Origin of the sequence: Comamonas halotolerans (assembly GCF_030162935.1) — a bacterium.
GTDB classification, from domain to species: Bacteria; Pseudomonadota; Gammaproteobacteria; order Burkholderiales; family Burkholderiaceae_C; genus Comamonas; species Comamonas halotolerans.
Map to the genome: position 1 here is coordinate 108,331 of NZ_JASAUZ010000002.1, position 14,419 is coordinate 122,749.

The 14,419-nt window shown below is 54.9% G+C and carries 13 protein-coding genes and 2 pseudogenes; 2 read left to right on the forward strand and 13 right to left on the reverse strand.

The genetic code is table 11. From position 1 onward, the window contains the following. Positions 1-4: 4 nt before the first annotated feature. The 9 genes and pseudogenes from QEP11_RS03970 to pobA all read right to left on the reverse strand — a co-directional run bounded on the left by QEP11_RS03970 (position 5) and on the right by pobA (position 8,793). Positions 5-961: a Gfo/Idh/MocA family oxidoreductase gene (locus QEP11_RS03970; RefSeq protein ID WP_284335318.1), complete on the reverse strand. Its 957-nt coding sequence runs from the start codon at positions 959-961 to the stop codon at positions 5-7. After that, complete coding sequence (locus QEP11_RS03975) at positions 962-1,849, reverse strand: class III extradiol dioxygenase subunit beta (RefSeq protein WP_284335339.1); 888 nt, start codon at positions 1,847-1,849, stop codon at positions 962-964. Between the two features lie 144 nt (positions 1,850-1,993). Further along, a pseudogene (gene ligA, locus QEP11_RS03980) lies at positions 1,994-2,317 on the reverse strand (protocatechuate 4,5-dioxygenase subunit alpha); the annotation flags it as partial. Positions 2,318-2,354: 37 nt separating this feature from the next. Then, positions 2,355-3,272 carry an amidohydrolase family protein gene (locus QEP11_RS03985; RefSeq protein ID WP_284335319.1) on the reverse strand — a complete coding sequence of 306 codons (918 nt, stop codon included), beginning with the start codon at positions 3,270-3,272 and terminating at the stop codon, positions 2,355-2,357. Between the two features lie 11 nt (positions 3,273-3,283). Next, complete coding sequence (gene ligK / locus QEP11_RS03990) at positions 3,284-3,967, reverse strand: 4-carboxy-4-hydroxy-2-oxoadipate aldolase/oxaloacetate decarboxylase (RefSeq protein WP_284335320.1); 684 nt, start codon at positions 3,965-3,967, stop codon at positions 3,284-3,286. A 108-nt stretch (positions 3,968-4,075) separates the two neighbouring features. Beyond that, entirely contained in the window at positions 4,076-5,104 is a 1,029-nt protein-coding gene (locus tag QEP11_RS03995) for an amidohydrolase family protein (protein WP_284335321.1), read from the reverse strand. Positions 5,105-5,148: 44 nt separating this feature from the next. Further along, positions 5,149-6,537: an MFS transporter gene (locus tag QEP11_RS04000; RefSeq protein ID WP_284335322.1), complete on the reverse strand. Its 1,389-nt coding sequence runs from the start codon at positions 6,535-6,537 to the stop codon at positions 5,149-5,151. A 170-nt stretch (positions 6,538-6,707) separates the two neighbouring features. Continuing rightward, complete coding sequence (locus QEP11_RS04005) at positions 6,708-7,367, reverse strand: substrate-binding domain-containing protein (RefSeq protein WP_413788673.1); 660 nt, start codon at positions 7,365-7,367, stop codon at positions 6,708-6,710. Between the two features lie 250 nt (positions 7,368-7,617). Next, the gene (gene pobA / locus QEP11_RS04010) at positions 7,618-8,793 is read right to left on the reverse strand and encodes a 4-hydroxybenzoate 3-monooxygenase (protein ID WP_284335326.1); all 1,176 of its coding nucleotides are present in this window, start codon (positions 8,791-8,793) and stop codon (positions 7,618-7,620) included. A gap of 138 nt (positions 8,794-8,931) precedes the next feature. On the opposite strand from pobA, the gene QEP11_RS04015 reads away from it, so the two are divergent. Continuing rightward, positions 8,932-9,711, forward strand: coding sequence for an IclR family transcriptional regulator domain-containing protein (locus QEP11_RS04015; protein ID WP_284335340.1), 780 nt, complete (start codon positions 8,932-8,934; stop codon positions 9,709-9,711). On the opposite strand, the gene QEP11_RS04020 is transcribed toward QEP11_RS04015, so the two are convergent. Next, entirely contained in the window at positions 9,706-10,623 is a 918-nt protein-coding gene (locus tag QEP11_RS04020; protein ID WP_284335327.1) for a LysR family transcriptional regulator, read from the reverse strand. The genes QEP11_RS04015 and QEP11_RS04020 overlap by 6 nt on opposite strands. A gap of 183 nt (positions 10,624-10,806) precedes the next feature. Between QEP11_RS04020 and QEP11_RS04025 the strand changes: the two genes are divergently transcribed. Continuing rightward, positions 10,807-11,805, forward strand: a complete 999-nt coding sequence (locus tag QEP11_RS04025; protein WP_284335328.1) for a Bug family tripartite tricarboxylate transporter substrate binding protein — start codon at positions 10,807-10,809, stop codon at positions 11,803-11,805. A 172-nt stretch (positions 11,806-11,977) separates the two neighbouring features. On the opposite strand, the pseudogene QEP11_RS04030 reads toward QEP11_RS04025, so the two are convergent. From QEP11_RS04030 to QEP11_RS04040, 3 genes and pseudogenes are all read right to left on the reverse strand, one after another. Beyond that, positions 11,978-12,968: pseudogene (locus tag QEP11_RS04030) on the reverse strand (IS3 family transposase). 174 nt (positions 12,969-13,142) lie between these two features. Beyond that, a complete protein-coding gene (locus QEP11_RS04035) occupies positions 13,143-13,274 on the reverse strand; it encodes a hypothetical protein (protein ID WP_284335329.1) in 132 nt (43 codons plus the stop codon). Positions 13,275-14,071: 797 nt separating this feature from the next. Beyond that, a partial coding sequence (locus QEP11_RS04040) for an SH3 domain-containing protein (RefSeq protein WP_284335330.1) occupies positions 14,072-14,419 on the reverse strand: 348 nt, incomplete at its 5' end.

A 14,419-nucleotide genomic window follows, 5' to 3' on the forward strand; every position in this document is an offset into this window, starting at 1 on the left:
TTAATTACGCCTCAAGCTGCAATTCCAGATCATGCAGCACCTTGTAGCAAGGCAGAACCTGCTGAACGCTGGAATTGGGTTCCCGTCCCTCGCGGATGGCAGCAAAAAACTCCCGATCCTGCAGCTCAATGCCATTCATGGACACATCCACCTTGGACACATCGATCTTTTCCTCCTTGCCGTTGACCAGATCATCGTACCGAGCGATATAAGTACCGTTGTCACCGATATAGCGGAAGAAAGTGCCCAGCGGACCATCGTTGTTGAACGAGAGACTCAAGGTACAGATGGCACCATTTGCAGCCTTGAGCTGGATGCTCATGTCCATGGCAATGCCCAGCTCAGGATGGATAGGCCCCTGGATGGCGTTGGCCTTCACAATGGGGCTGCCAGCCTGGTAGGCAAACAGATCCACCGTGTGCGCCGCATGGTGCCACAGCAGGTGGTCCGTCCAGCTACGGGCCTGTCCCAGTGCATTCATATTGGTGCGGCGGAAAAAGTAGGTCTGCACATCCATTTGCTGGATGTTGAATTCACCTGCCTTGATTTTCTTGTTCACCCACTGGTGGCTGGGGTTGAAGCGGCGCGTATGCCCCACCATCGCGACCTTGCCAGACTGCTTTTGCACGTCCAGCACTTCTTGCGCCTGCGCCCAGCTGTCTGCCAGCGGAATTTCCACCTGCACGTGCTTGCCTGCTTTCAGACACTGAATGGCCTGAGCGGCATGCATCTGCGTAGGTGTGCACAAAATCACGGCATCCACTTCCGGCAGTGCCAGCGCCTCTGCCAGATCGGTAGTCACGTGGCCGATACCGTACTTTGCAGCCACCTCCTGGGTAGGCTCCAGACGGCGGCCTACCAGAGAGACCACTTCTACACCGTCGATGTTCTTGATGCCGTCCAGGTGTTTAATGCCAAAAGCACCGGCTCCCGCCAGCGCAACTTTGATGGTTTTGCTCATTTATTGATTCTCCAAAATCAGATGTCCAACAGCCGTGTTCGATGCTGGCACATGGAAGAAACGATGTGCCAGCTTGGGCGGATTGCCGCCAGCGACATCAGCCATCGCTCCGCGGGCAATCAGCCACATCACCAGCTCAATGCCTTCGCTGCCGGCTTCGCGCACATATTCGATGTGTGGCACCTTGGCCAGTTCTGCAGGGTCGGCAATCAGTCGATCCAGGAACTGGTTGTCCCACTCCTTGTTGATCAAGCCTGCACGCGGTCCCTGAAGCTGGTGGCTCATGCCACCTGTGCCCCAGATTTGCACCTTGATGGGCTTGTCATAGCTTTCAATGGCCTTGCGGATGGCTTTGCCCAGTTCAAAGCAGCGCTGACCAGAGGGTACAGGGTACTGCACCACATTCACGTGGAAAGGTATCACCTTGCAAGGCCAGTTTTCGGGCTGACCAAACATCAGCGACAGTGGCACGGTCAACCCGTGATCCACCTTCAGATCGTTGACGATGGTCAGGTCAAAGTCCTGCTGGATGACGGACTGTGCAATATGCGAAGCCAGTTCAGGATCTCCCTTGACCTTGGGCACGGGCCGTGCGCCATAGCCTTCGTCCGCTGGCTCGAACTCTGCAGCCGTACCAATCGCGAACGTGGGGATCACACCCAGGTCGAACGAGGTGGCATGGTCGTTGTAGACGAGAAAGATCACGTCAGGCGTGTTCTCTGCCATCCACTCCTTCGAGGGCTGGTATCCGTCAAACAGGGGCTTCCAGTATGGCTCCTCCGTCTTGCCTTGGTCCACGGCCACGCCAATGGCTGGCACATGCGAGGTGTACACCGAAGCGGTGATGACTGCGCGCCCCTGTGGCTGCTGTGCTTGCGACTGCTCCACAGCCTCCGCGAGCAAATGCTGTGCGTGCGCATGCTCCCATTCTTCCCAAGCTTGCGACTTGCTCATGGGGCCTTGCGCATCACCATCTTCGCCGACAAAGCGGTTGCCATCGGGCTTGCGGCCCCCCGCCATCATCATGGCCCGGTAGTCTTCCTCTGTCTTGCCAGTCATGGAGCCAGCCATTTGCTGGAAGCTCAAACCATCGGTTGCACCGAGTTTGGACAGAAAGTAAATATTGCCCCCCGTGCGCATCATCCAGTTCAGGTCCCGGGCTTTGACGGCAGCCTTTTGCTCGTCCGTCATAGGCCATTCCGCCAGATACGCATCCTCGTCCGCCTTGAAGCGCGTGCGGTTTTCTGCCTTCATCAAGCTCATGCAGAACTGATTGAGCCAGTAACCCTTACGGCTCTGGTCCGCATCAAAAATAGTGGTACCAGGGACGTCCAGGTAAGGTTTATCCAATGCCATGATTCATCTCCTCATAAAGTTTTGATGGCCCCAGCGATCAGGCTTCTTCCGGCCAGTACAAACGCATGGGGTTGTCAACCAGCAGCTTTTGCTGCAACTCGGCCGTAGGGGCGATATGGGGAATAAAGTCCACCAGCAAGCCATCATCTGGCATGTGATCCTTCAAATTGGGATGCGGCCAGTCTGTACCCCACAACACACGATCGGGGAACTCCTGCACGACACGGCGCGCAAACGGCACCACATCCTGGTAAGCGCTCTGCTCACCATTGAGCGCCTTGGGCCCAGTCACACTCAAGCGCTCAGGACATGACACCTTGCTCCAGACATTGTCATGCTCGCGCATGAACTTCAGGAAGAGCGCGAACTCTTCGCTGTCCACACCCTTGCTCACATCGGGACGGCCCATATGGTCCACCACCACGGTGGTTGGCAGGCTGGTGAAGAAATCCCACAGTTCAGGCAGGTCTACCGCTTCAAAGTAGATCACCACATGCCAGCCCAGCTTGGCGATGCGGCCAGCAATCTCCAGCAACTCGTCCTTGGGCGTGAAGTCCACCAGACGTTTGACGAAATTGAAGCGCACACCACGCACGCCAGCCTCGTGCAGGGCTTGCAGCTCTTCATCGGTCACACTGCGCTTGACTGTCGCCACACCGCGGGCTTTGCCATTCGAGGCCAGGCAGGCATCCACCATGGCGCGGTTGTCTGCACCATGGCAAGTTGCCTGCACGATCACGTTGCGCGCAAAACCCAGGTGATCACGCAAGGCAAATAATTGCTGTTTGCTGGCATCACAAGGTGTGTATTTGCGCTCGGGCGCGAAAGGAAATTCATCTCCTGGGCCAAACACGTGGCAGTGGGCATCCACCGCACCTGCTGGCAGCACAAACTTGGGCTTGCTGGGGCCCTGGTACCAATCCAGCCAGCCTGGCGTTTTTTCAAAAGCACTCATGCGTGTCTCCGTCAATCGATATAGCGCAGGCCTGCTTTTTCCAGCGGCTCACGCATCTTGTACATATCCAGCCCCAGCACGCCCGAGGCCAGCTTGGCGCGCTTTTCACCTTCAAAGCTCTCGCGCTTTTGCGCCGCTTCCAGCACCTGGGCTGCACGTGCAGCAGGAACGCATACGACACCATCGTCATCCGCCACAATCACATCACCAGGCGTGACCAGCATGCCCGCGCAAACGATGGGAATGTTGACCGAACCCAGAGTGGCCTTGATCGTGCCCTTGGAAGAGATGGCTTTGCTCCACACGGGGAAGTCCATCTCCTGCAGTGTCTTCACATCGCGCACGCCAGCGTCAATGATCAGGGCACGTGCGCCACGGGCTTGAAAGCTGGTGGCCAGCAAATCACCAAAATAGCCATCGGTACATTCAGCCGTCACAGCAGCCACCACGATGTCGCCGGGCTGAATCTGCTCTGCCGCCACGTGCATCATCCAGTTGTCACCAGGCTGCAGCAGCACGGTCACGGCCGTGCCGGACACCTGCTTGCCCGCGTAGATAGGGCGCATATAAGGCTTGAGCAGGCCCACGCGGCCCATGGCTTCGTGCACGGTGGCCGAGCCCAACGCCGCCAAACCATCAGCGGCTGCGCGGTCCGCACGCTGAATATTGCGATACACCACACCTAATTCGTACATATCAACTCTCCTTGTTCTTCCCATCCTGCGCTACAGACGCTTGTTGCGCAGGATTTTCAGGATTTCCACAACCCAAGCTTTGCCAAACATTGGTTCAGCAAGCACGCGTCATTTGCCTTTGGCCTTCAGTGCAGCATCCAGGCGGGTGAACACACGGCGTGCATTGCCTTCGTAGACAGCATGCTTTTCTTCTGCTGTAAGGTTTTGCGTGGCTTCGATATAGCGCTTGGTGTCGTCGTAGTAATGACCGGTCTGCGGATCAATACCACGCACTGCACCAATCATTTCGCTGGCAAACAGAATGTTTTTGGTGGGAATCACTTCCGTGAGCAAATTGATGCCTGGCTGGTGGTAGACACAGGTATCAAAGAAGATGTTGTTGAGCAGATGTTCTTCCAGCAAAGGCTTCTTCATTTCTTGCGCCAGACCACGGAAACGGCCCCAGTGATACGGCACTGCGCCGCCGCCGTGAGGAATCAGGAATTTCAGTGTCGGAAAGTCTTTGAACAGATCACTGGTCAGGCACTGCATGAACGCCGTGGTGTCCGCATTCAGATAGTGCGAACCGGTGGTGTGGAAACAGTTGTTGCAGCTGGTGGAGACGTGGATCATCGCAGGGATGTCGTACTCCACCATCTTTTCATAGATCGGATACCAGCTCTTGTCCGACAAGGGCGGCGCAGTCCAATGACCACCGGATGGGTCAGGGTTCAAATTGATGCCCACATTGCCGTACTGCTCGACGCATTTGACCAGTTCGGGAATGCAGGTGGCAGGGTCGACACCCGGCGACTGCGGCAGCATGGCTGCAGGAATGAAATGATCCGGAAAAAGCTGACTGACGCGGTAGCACAGCTCATTGCAAATGGCAGCCCAGGTGCTCGAAGTCTGAAAGTCACCAATGTGGTGGGCCATGAAAGAAGCACGTGGGCTGAAGATCGTCAGATCCGAACCGCGCTCTTTCATCAGTCGCAACTGATTGGTCTCGATGGTCTCGCGGATTTCATCGTCGCTGATTTTGAGATCGCTGGCTTTGGGGGCTTTGGAGGGGTCCTTCAAACCGGCAATTTGCAAATCGCGCCATGCACCCAAAGCGGCAGGTGCCGTGGTGTAGTGGCCGTGTACGTCAATGATCATGTCCAGACTCCTTGAAATATGCAGTAATCAATGGGCTGCGGCACTCAGTGCCCTGCCACGCGTGTCATTTTTTGGGGTGCACCGGCAAACTTGTTTTTCACCAACAAAGCAACAGCCGCAATTACACCGGGGATAGCGATGACCAGAAACACTTCTGTCATCGCCATGTGGCGACGTGAAAGCTCTGCCACCAGAAATGAGCCTGCAATGCCGCCAAAGCGGCCAATGCCTAACATCCACGACACCCCACTGGCTCGTCCGGCAGTGGGGTAATACTCCGCAGCAAGCGCCTGCATGGACGACTGTGCCGCATTCATCAGCAGGCCTGCCACGAACACCGATGCCACCAGCAAGCCCACGCTACCACCTAAAACCTGGCCGATGAGCGCCACTGCCACGCTGGTGAGCAGATAGCCGCTGGCAATAATCAGGTTGGCATTCCAGCGGTCCATCAGCAGGCCAAAGAAAATGGCACCCACACCGCCGAGTTGAAACAGTGCGGCAATTACGGCCGCCTGGCTTGATGGCACACCTGCGTCCTTGAAAAGCACGGGCATCCAGTTCACAAGACCGTAGACGATCACCAGGCCCATGAAATAGGTGAGCCACAAGGCCAAGGTCCCCACAATGAAGGGACGCGAGAACACCAGACGCAATCCCTGCGGGCCAGAATCCGCAGCGCTCAAGCTGGCCACGTTGTCCTGCAGCACAAAGCCTTGTGCTGTACGTGCCTTGTCAGTGATATGCAGCATCACCTTGCGAATGCGTTCTGCCGAGAACTTCTTGAGCACCATGAAGCGCACCGACTCCGGCAGCATAAAAATCATGATCACGGCCAGCAGCAGGGGCGCTACGCCCCCCAGGATCAGCAGACTGCGCCAGCCAAAGTGAGGAATCATCCAGGCCGCAAAGAAACCACCAAACGCCGAACCGATGGGAAAGCCGCAGAACATGCAATTGGTAATGAAAGAGCGTTTGCTGTCCGGGCAGTATTCATTCATCAGCGTCACCGCATTGGGCATGGCCGCCCCCAGCCCCAGGCCCGTAATGAAACGCCACAGGGTCAAGTCCTCCAAAGAATGAACCAGCCCTGATACCACCGATGCAGTACCCATCACCAGCACTGCCAGCGTCAGCACACTTTTACGACCAAATCGGTCAGCCAGAGGCCCCGCTCCCAACGCACCAAATGCCAGGCCCAAAAGCGCAGCACTCAGCACCGGCCCCAATTGGGACTTCTCCAATCCCCACTCACTGAGCAACGAAGGTGCAATAAATCCGATGGCTGCCGTGTCGAAGCCATCGAGCAACACAATCAGAAAGCACAGAACAAAAATCATCCACTGATAGCCAGAAAAACGCGCTTCGTTCAGCAAAGTCTGAACATTGGCAATGTCTGCCTGAGCAGTGGTGGGATTGGAAGATGCACTCATGTTGGATGCCTGCTGTCTCTCATATCACCGTATGCCGCCCCATCAAAAGCGCACACAGCCTTTTTTATAAAACTATGGTGCCGGTCATGATCCTGACCATAGACACCGCCCTTTACCGACATGCCCCCCGATCTCTCGCTCACGCTCGAACAATGATCAGTGGATACCCCTCACGCGGGCGCCATACCTTGCCGTCGTTTGACCTCGTCACCTGCAGACGAAGCCATGAATGCCAGCAAAGCCTGTACAGCCTCTATGTGCGCCGATCCAGAAACCACACCACCCGAAAAAATCGTGTCTATGGCAACTGCCTTCGGCAATGGGCCAACTATCCGAATACCATCGACATGAATCAATTCGCTCAGTTGCTGAAAGCCCAAGGCCACTTCCCCCGAAGCGACCAACGAACCCACAGGCACTCCAGGCTTGGCCTGCACGCAGCGCGACTGCACCTCCTCGGCAATGCCCCAGCGCACAAACAACTGCTGCAGCGCAACGCCGCTGGGCCCTGTCGAATAGCCAATCTTGGGAGCGGCCAGAACCGCCGTACGCAGCGCCTCTTCCGTGGCAATGTTGGGCAGCGCTGCATGCGCTGGCACAGCCACGGCCGTACTGGAAAGCACCAAATCCACTTTGCTGCCTGCCAGCACATGGCCGCTGGCCACGAGCTTGTCGATAGCGTCCGAGGCAAGGAACACCACATCAAATGGCTCGCCAGCCTGCACACGCTTGGCCGCATCCACGCCACCCACTGATTCATTGGCCAGCACTGCGCCGCCAGTTGCCTGCCAGGCCTGGGCCAAGTCGGCCAGCACCTGGCGTGTAGCCATGGAAGAAATACCTCTGAGAACCGTCGCCACGCTGTGTATCTCCTGCGTTGTGAAGCGCTGCTGCGCTTCGAGGCCATCCACATCGGATGGGCTGCCTCCCTGCCATGACAAGGAATCGGCGCTATCGATACAACGATGACCTTCAAGAAAACTGTTGCTACAGATTCTCGCGCTACCCGGCAACATCAACTAGAGGCATTGCTAGCTAGCAGCTATGTGAGATTGGCATAGCTGCTGCCACGTATTGCCTTCAGAGCATGGGCAAGCCAACGTAGTTCTCTGCCAGCGCAGCCGAACCAATCTGAGAGCCCACGATGTAACCCAGCTCGGCTTCTTGCATCTTGACGTCAAAGCCTGCACTGTCTGGAAATGTATGCATCAGCGACGTCATCCACCATGAGAAACGCTCTGCATTCCAGATGCGACGCAAACAACGTTCCGAGTACGCATCAATTCCCTCGGTGCTGCCTTCATTGAAGTACTGCGCGAGGCCTTTGTAGAGATACCCCACGTCCGATGCTGCCAGATTCAATCCCTTTGCACCTGTGGGTGGCACGATGTGGGCGGCATCGCCTGCCAGGAACATGCGGCCAAAGCGCATGGGCTCGGTCACAAAGCTGCGCAGCGGTGCAATACTTTTCTCCAGAGACGGGCCTGTTACCAACTTCGCTCGAGTCTCCGGATCCAGTCGCAATTTGAGTTCATCCCAAAAGCGCTGGTCACTCCAGTCCTCCACTTTCTCTGTCAGCGGAACCTGCAGGTAGTAGCGGCTGCGAGAAAGACTACGCTGGCTGCACAATGCAAAACCGCGTTCGGTGTGCGCATAAATCAGCTCCTGCGAGACCGGTGGTGTATCCGACAACAGCCCCAGCCACCCAAACGGATAGACCTTTTCAAAGGTCTTGATCTTGTCTTGTGGAACACTTGCTCGGCACACGCCATGAAAGCCATCGCACCCAGCGATGAAGTCGCATTCCACCGTGTGCTTCACGCCATCTTTTTCATAGGTGACGAATGGACTGTCTGTGTCAAAACCATGTGGCTGGACATTCAATGCCTCATACACCGTGGTCATGCCTGCAGCAGCACGTGCATCCATCAAATCCCGCGTAACCTCTGTCTGGCCATACACCACAACACGCTTGCCCCCTGTCAAAGCATGCAGATCAATACGATGGCGCTGACCGCCAAACAGCAGCTCAATGCCATCGTGTGCAAGGCCCTCGGCGCGCATGCGCTGCGCAGCGCCGGCTTCTTCCAGCAGGTCTACGCTGACTTGCTCAAGCACACCTGCACGAATGCGGCCCAGCACATAGTCTGCGCTTCGCTGCTCAAGAATGATGTTGTCCACTCCTGCCTTATGCAACAACTGGCCAAGCAATAAACCGGCCGGACCGGCACCGACAATGACGACTTGGGTACGCATGGGATGTCTCCATATTTTTCGAACTAGAAGTCCCAAGCGTAGTTTTGTGCTTCATCAAACTCCACGCACCTGACTACGACTTTGCGCGATGATCGAGCAAACTGCGCGATAGTCGCGCAATAACATCAAGAAAGAGACATCAAGGTGTCAGATATTGCACATGCAGACTTCATTGCAGGCCTTGCCAAAGGTCTGGCTGTTCTGGAAAGCTTTGATATAGAGCGCCAACGACTGAATGCAACTTTGGCTGCTCAGCGTGCGGGGTTGACGCGTGCAGCAGCTCGCAGGCATTTGCTCACGCTCACTCACCTGGGTTATCTGGAGAGTGATGGCCAGTATTTCTGGCTGGCTCCAAAGGTATTGCGCCTGTCAGGAAGCTATTTGGCATCGGCGCGCTTGCCCCGTACGGTACAGCCTGCCTTGCACCGCCTCAGTCAAATGACCGGTTTGTCATGCTCTGTCGCTGTGCTTGACGGACACGAAATGGTGATTGTTGCCCGCAGCAGCAATAGCCAACCCGAAATTCTGCGAACCGTCCATGGCCTGCACCTTGGCAGTCGGCTACCTGCACATGCCACTTCCACTGGCCGGATCATGCTGGCAAATCTCAATGACACTGCGCTGGAGCAGTGGTTTGCCAAATACCCATTGCCGCGCTTGACGGCCTATACCGTCACGTCGCTACAGCAACTCATGTCCATCCTCTATCTGGTGCGGCAGCAAGACCACGCTCTCGCCTGTGAAGAGCATGAAGTTGGCGTTCAGGCTATAGCTGTCCCGCTGCGCGATGCACATGGAAACACGCTGGCAGCGCTGAATGCGGTCAGCAACCCGCACAAACACACAGCCAAACAGTTGCAGCGCGACATCTTGCCTTTGCTGCAAGACGCAGCCCGCGAGCTGCGCCCCATGTTATGAAGGCGTTTGCGTTTTGATTTCAATTGCCTGTAGCGCCAGCTTGCGCAGCACATCTGACGTGCGCTTGATCAGGGGTGTGGCCTGACGCTTTGCTGATTGGACCAGACACAGAGTGCTCATGATCCGGGGCTGCACGATGGGCACCATCGCCAAACGCTGGTCTGTCATCTCCTGGCTCAGTGCGCTGGGCGTCAGTGCGGCAAAACCGTAACCGCTGCGCACCAGATCCAAAATTGCAGGGACGCTGGACACTTCCCAGACCACATTCAGTTTGACCTGTGACAGCGTGGCCTGCGCCTCCATCAGCTTGCGAAATATCTGCCCTCGCTGAGGCATGATGAGAGGGTATTTCGACAGTTCCAAAAAATCTACGGAATCTCCCAAATCTTGCAGCTTGTCCTTCAGCCCCACCAAACATAGCGGCTCTTGAGCAACAGGCATGACCTCAATGTGCGGTTGAGGCTCAGGGGTATATACCAGACCCAAATCCATACGTCCGGTAGTCAGCCATTCAGCAATGTTCACGGAGAAGCCCTCCGCCACTGCCAATTTGGCTTTGGGCATTTCATTGCTAAAAGCATCAATCAATGGCAGCGTCAAATTCCGAGCAAGGCTAGGAGGCAGTCCCACGACAATGCGTCCAACAGGCTCATCACGGTGGCTGCTCAAATCTTCTTTGGCCAACGAAACCCGCTGCATGATCGCGTGACCATGATCCAGCAGGCGACGTCCTGCATCGGTCAATGCCACACCACGGCCCGTACGAATCAGCAAGGTCTCTCGCAGTTGCGTTTCCAAAGCACGAACCTGCCGACTCAGTGCTGGTTGTGCAATGTCCAGCAACAACGCAGCTTTGCTAAAACTGCCTGTTTCGGCAACACAGACAAAGGTTTCTATTTGCTGAAGATTCATATCACCCGGGTAAATACCTAAATCCTATACCGTTACAGCATAGCTGCTAGTGCGCTTTTCCATTGGATGCAAACCATGCCGCTGACACAATAAAGTTTGAAATCATTCCAAATCAAGCAGCCAAACTGCCGTTCAAACCAAAGTGGCTTCCCATAAAGGCCCCCTTGCTAAAAGGAGACAACAATGAATTCGACGAACAAGATGAACCGCCGCCACGCCACCTTCACTTTGGGAGCATTGGCAATGGCCTGCATGACGGGCACTCACGCCCAGTCTGCCAGTGCATGGCCTAGCAAATCCGTACGCATCATCAATCCATTTCCTGTCGGTGGTGGCCCTGACGGCACATCGCGTATCTTGGCAGACAAACTGGGACGTCTGTGGAAGCAATCCGTCATCGTTGAAAACCGCCCTGGTGGAAACGGCTTTATCGCCATCGATGCATTCAAGCGTGGTGCCACCGATGGCACAGACATCATCCAGCTCGACAATGTACACATCGCAGCCTATCCCTCATTGTTCAAAAAGCTGCCCTACGATGTTGAAAAGGATTTCAAGATCGTACTGCCATTGTTTCGCACCTACTTCTTCGTGTGCGTGCCCAATAACAGCCCCTACAAAACCGTTGCCGACCTGATCGCAGATGCCAAGGCGCGACCTGGCGCGCTCAACTATGGTTCCTGGTCCGTGGGCAATCCGGTGCACCTTGGCTCTGCGCTGCTGGAGTCGCTCACCAACACCAAGATGGAACATGTCATTTACAAAGAAACCAGCCAGCTCTACCAGAGTGTTGCCAACGGGGAACTGGCATTTGCCCTGGGCTCCTCAGGCACGGCTGGCCCACTGGCTCGCGCAGGCAAATTGCGCTTCTTGGCAGTCATGGCCCCACAGCGCCTTAAAGGCTTTGAAGATGTGCCAACCATCGCCGAGTCTGGCGGCCCCGCAGAAGCGTTTGTAACTGGCTGGAACGCGCTTGCTGTCTCGCCGAAAACACCTGACGACGTTGTTGAGAAAATTCGCAAAGACGTCACTGCCGTGCTGCGCGAGCCAGACATTGACCCCAAGTACCAGACCTTTGGATACGTCAGCTACTTCCCCACGCAACAAGAATTCCAGCAGTTCATGCAAGAGGAAGAAAAGCGGTTCAGCAGCGTCATTCAGCGCAGCAAAATTTCTTTGTGAGTGAGTTGGTGGCTGCAGCAAAAGTGCTTGCAATCAGCTATTAAAGTACCCCACAAAACCCATAAAAAGAAACGCAGAGCGTTTGTTCGCGCTGCGTTTCTTTCAGAAAAATAGTTGCTTACACCAACATCACCCCATATTTGAGTAGCACTTGGCTTTAGAGTCCGGGTGGTTAATTTAACTGCGTCTGCATCAGATGCTGTGCATAGGCACTGGGCGTTAGCCCGACAAGTGATTTCTTTGGCCGCTCCTCGTTGTATTCTCGGCGCCAAGATTCAATGATGACCCGGGCATGTGCCAGACTTGTGAGCCAGCGCTCGTTCAAGCATTCATCGCGGAACCTTCCGTTGAACGATTCAATGTAGGCGTTCTGGCTGGGCTTGCCTGGTTCAATCAAGAACAGTTGCACACCCCGAACATGCGCCCAATTGACCATGGATCGGCTGCAAAATTCTTTGCCGTTATCGGTTCGGATGGCCTTGGGCAAACCCCGTTTATTGCTAGCTCTTCGAGGATGCGTACCAGTTGGCTGCCGCTGAGTGAACGTTCAGCCACGATTGCTACCGCCTCATGCGTGGCGTCATCAACCACGGTCAAGCTCTTGATGCAGCGCCCTTCGGCCGTCCGGTCAAACACAAGTCCATAGACCACACCTGATTGGCCATCGCTGGACGAATCCAAGGGATGCCGCTTGGCCATCGGAGTCTTTTTGCGCTTGCGCCTCTTCACTTGCAAGCCAGCCTGGGCATACAGGCGTTCAACCGCTTTTGATTGACCAACTCGCCAGATTGGCGCAGCTTCAGAAAAATCATGCTGCCGCCGTAGCGTCAATGGCGCTGCGGCAATGCGATGATCTTCTGCCGGTTGATAGCGGTAAGCGCTGGCACTCATGCCAATGGCGCGCAGTGCTCGTCGCTCGCTGAGCCCGTGGCATTTCATGTGGCTCCCTCCCCCCGCCTTGCAGGTGCGCTCACCACTTTTTCGTCAAGGCTTCTTTCGTCACTTCGTTCTCAAGCAGCGCATCGGCCAGCAGCCTTTTGAGTCGTCCGTTCTAGGTTTCCAGCTCTTTGAAGCATTTGGCATCGGACACGTTCATACCGCAAACTTCTGCGCCAAAGATAGTCTGAGAAACCGTGCTGCCGGCACAGCTCAACTACCGGCAAGCCCGTTTCAGCTTCCCACTAGAAGCCAATGATTTGTTCTTCCGTGAATCGCTTCTTCATATCCAACCTCCTGTCGTTGGGATTGGGCTCCAAGCTCAAGTGTTACTGAAAACGGAGGGACGTCGTAAGTGTAATAAGTGATGAGCTATGCCCAACAGCATCAGTCGCTCGCCATCAATCGATACCTATCCGGTCAAACCAGCGCAACAGACCACAGCTTTTCTCTATTCCGACTTGAGTCGGGTGCCCCAGTTCTTTCAGCTTCATCACTGCAGCAATCTTGCATCCTAAGGTCATGTTTTCCATGACTCGGTAGCCTCTGTGGAGCCAATCATCAGGTAATGAGTCTTGCAGCTGCCGTTATCCCGACAAGCTTCACAGGCCACAGTGAGGGCTGCGTTGCAAGCATCGTGAGAAGGCATGAAATTTACCCGTCTAGCAAACCATTGTTTGCTGAACTCTGCAGGGCACCTTCGGGGTAACAAATCGTATGGAATTATTAAGCTTTGTTGCACAAGATCAATTGCACAGATAGAGACACGATAAGAATTTCAAGTCAAATCCAGCATCTGGCTTACGAAAGAGCTAGCTGCATCTACGCTGAAACGGACTGGTGAAGGCTGCTAGGCAACTACGGCGATTTTTTGAAAACCCTCGAGACATATTCACATGAATGACAGGTGCTGCAACCACAATTGCCTACAGGGGCGCAAGTGTCCTAATCGCCAAGGTGGATCTGGTCTTGGCAGTTTGATCAAATTAATCTGGATACAAATTTCAGCCCCCATAAGAGCTAGCAAAGAAAAAGCGATAGGGGCCGCCAAACGCATAAAAGGCTAAGCTGCGATGCCCAGTTAGATACCTCACATGACAAACGGGAAATCACACTCCAACGCACAAGCAAGACACTAGGCCTAGGGGGCAATTGTCAGGGCGAAGCGAATCAGTAAGCCTAAAAAAGGCCTACAGCTCCCTTCAAGGAATTTGCGTCTATAGGCCTCCTGCTCAATATCAAGCTATGGCCTACCAGCTGGTTAGCGTACGAGAAGACAACTACCAATCCTGAGCCGTCGCTTCTAATCAATGAGTTCTCAGAGGTTCACTTATTCATTTATTGCCAGCAAATTCTCCTCTGGCACCCAGCCATCCCTATTTGTTTTGACGGAGGTGCACCACACCCATCCGTTCATCTTTTGTCGTCCTGTGACGGTTTCACCTTCACTCACATCCAATTCCAAGGCGGCGTAATCCATCGTGGCAATGCCCTTTCCATCGCTTTGAATTGAGATAACTTGCATTGGCACCCAACCAGGCTCTTGACCTAACGCTGTACACAAATACCAGTTGTCCCATGGTTCCGGCCCTTTATACATCTCTCCTACCAAAAATCTATCGCCTGTTTTAAAGTAAATAGGATTAGGAAATTCACTTTGGTGAGACTTAGAGCTGCT

Excerpts from the sequence above, each read along its gene's own strand:
- pobA (WP_284335326.1), bottom strand. The coding sequence starts at position 8,793 with ATGCGTACCCAAGTCGTCATTGTCGGTGCCGGTCCGGCCGGTTTATTG.
- QEP11_RS03995 (WP_284335321.1), bottom strand. The coding sequence starts at position 5,104 with ATGATCATTGACGTACACGGCCACTACACCACGGCACCTGCCGCTTTG.
- QEP11_RS04020 (WP_284335327.1), bottom strand. The coding sequence starts at position 10,623 with ATGAATCTTCAGCAAATAGAAACCTTTGTCTGTGTTGCCGAAACAGGC.
- QEP11_RS03985 (WP_284335319.1), bottom strand. The coding sequence starts at position 3,272 with ATGAGTGCTTTTGAAAAAACGCCAGGCTGGCTGGATTGGTACCAGGGC.
- ligK (WP_284335320.1), bottom strand. The coding sequence starts at position 3,967 with ATGTACGAATTAGGTGTGGTGTATCGCAATATTCAGCGTGCGGACCGC.
- QEP11_RS04035 (WP_284335329.1), bottom strand. The coding sequence starts at position 13,274 with ATGGAAAACATGACCTTAGGATGCAAGATTGCTGCAGTGATGAAGCTG.
- QEP11_RS04000 (WP_284335322.1), bottom strand. The coding sequence starts at position 6,537 with ATGAGTGCATCTTCCAATCCCACCACTGCTCAGGCAGACATTGCCAAT.
- QEP11_RS04025 (WP_284335328.1), top strand. The coding sequence starts at position 10,807 with ATGAATTCGACGAACAAGATGAACCGCCGCCACGCCACCTTCACTTTG.
- QEP11_RS03970 (WP_284335318.1), bottom strand. The coding sequence starts at position 961 with ATGAGCAAAACCATCAAAGTTGCGCTGGCGGGAGCCGGTGCTTTTGGC.
- QEP11_RS04005 (WP_413788673.1), bottom strand. The coding sequence starts at position 7,367 with ATGGCTACACGCCAGGTGCTGGCCGACTTGGCCCAGGCCTGGCAGGCA.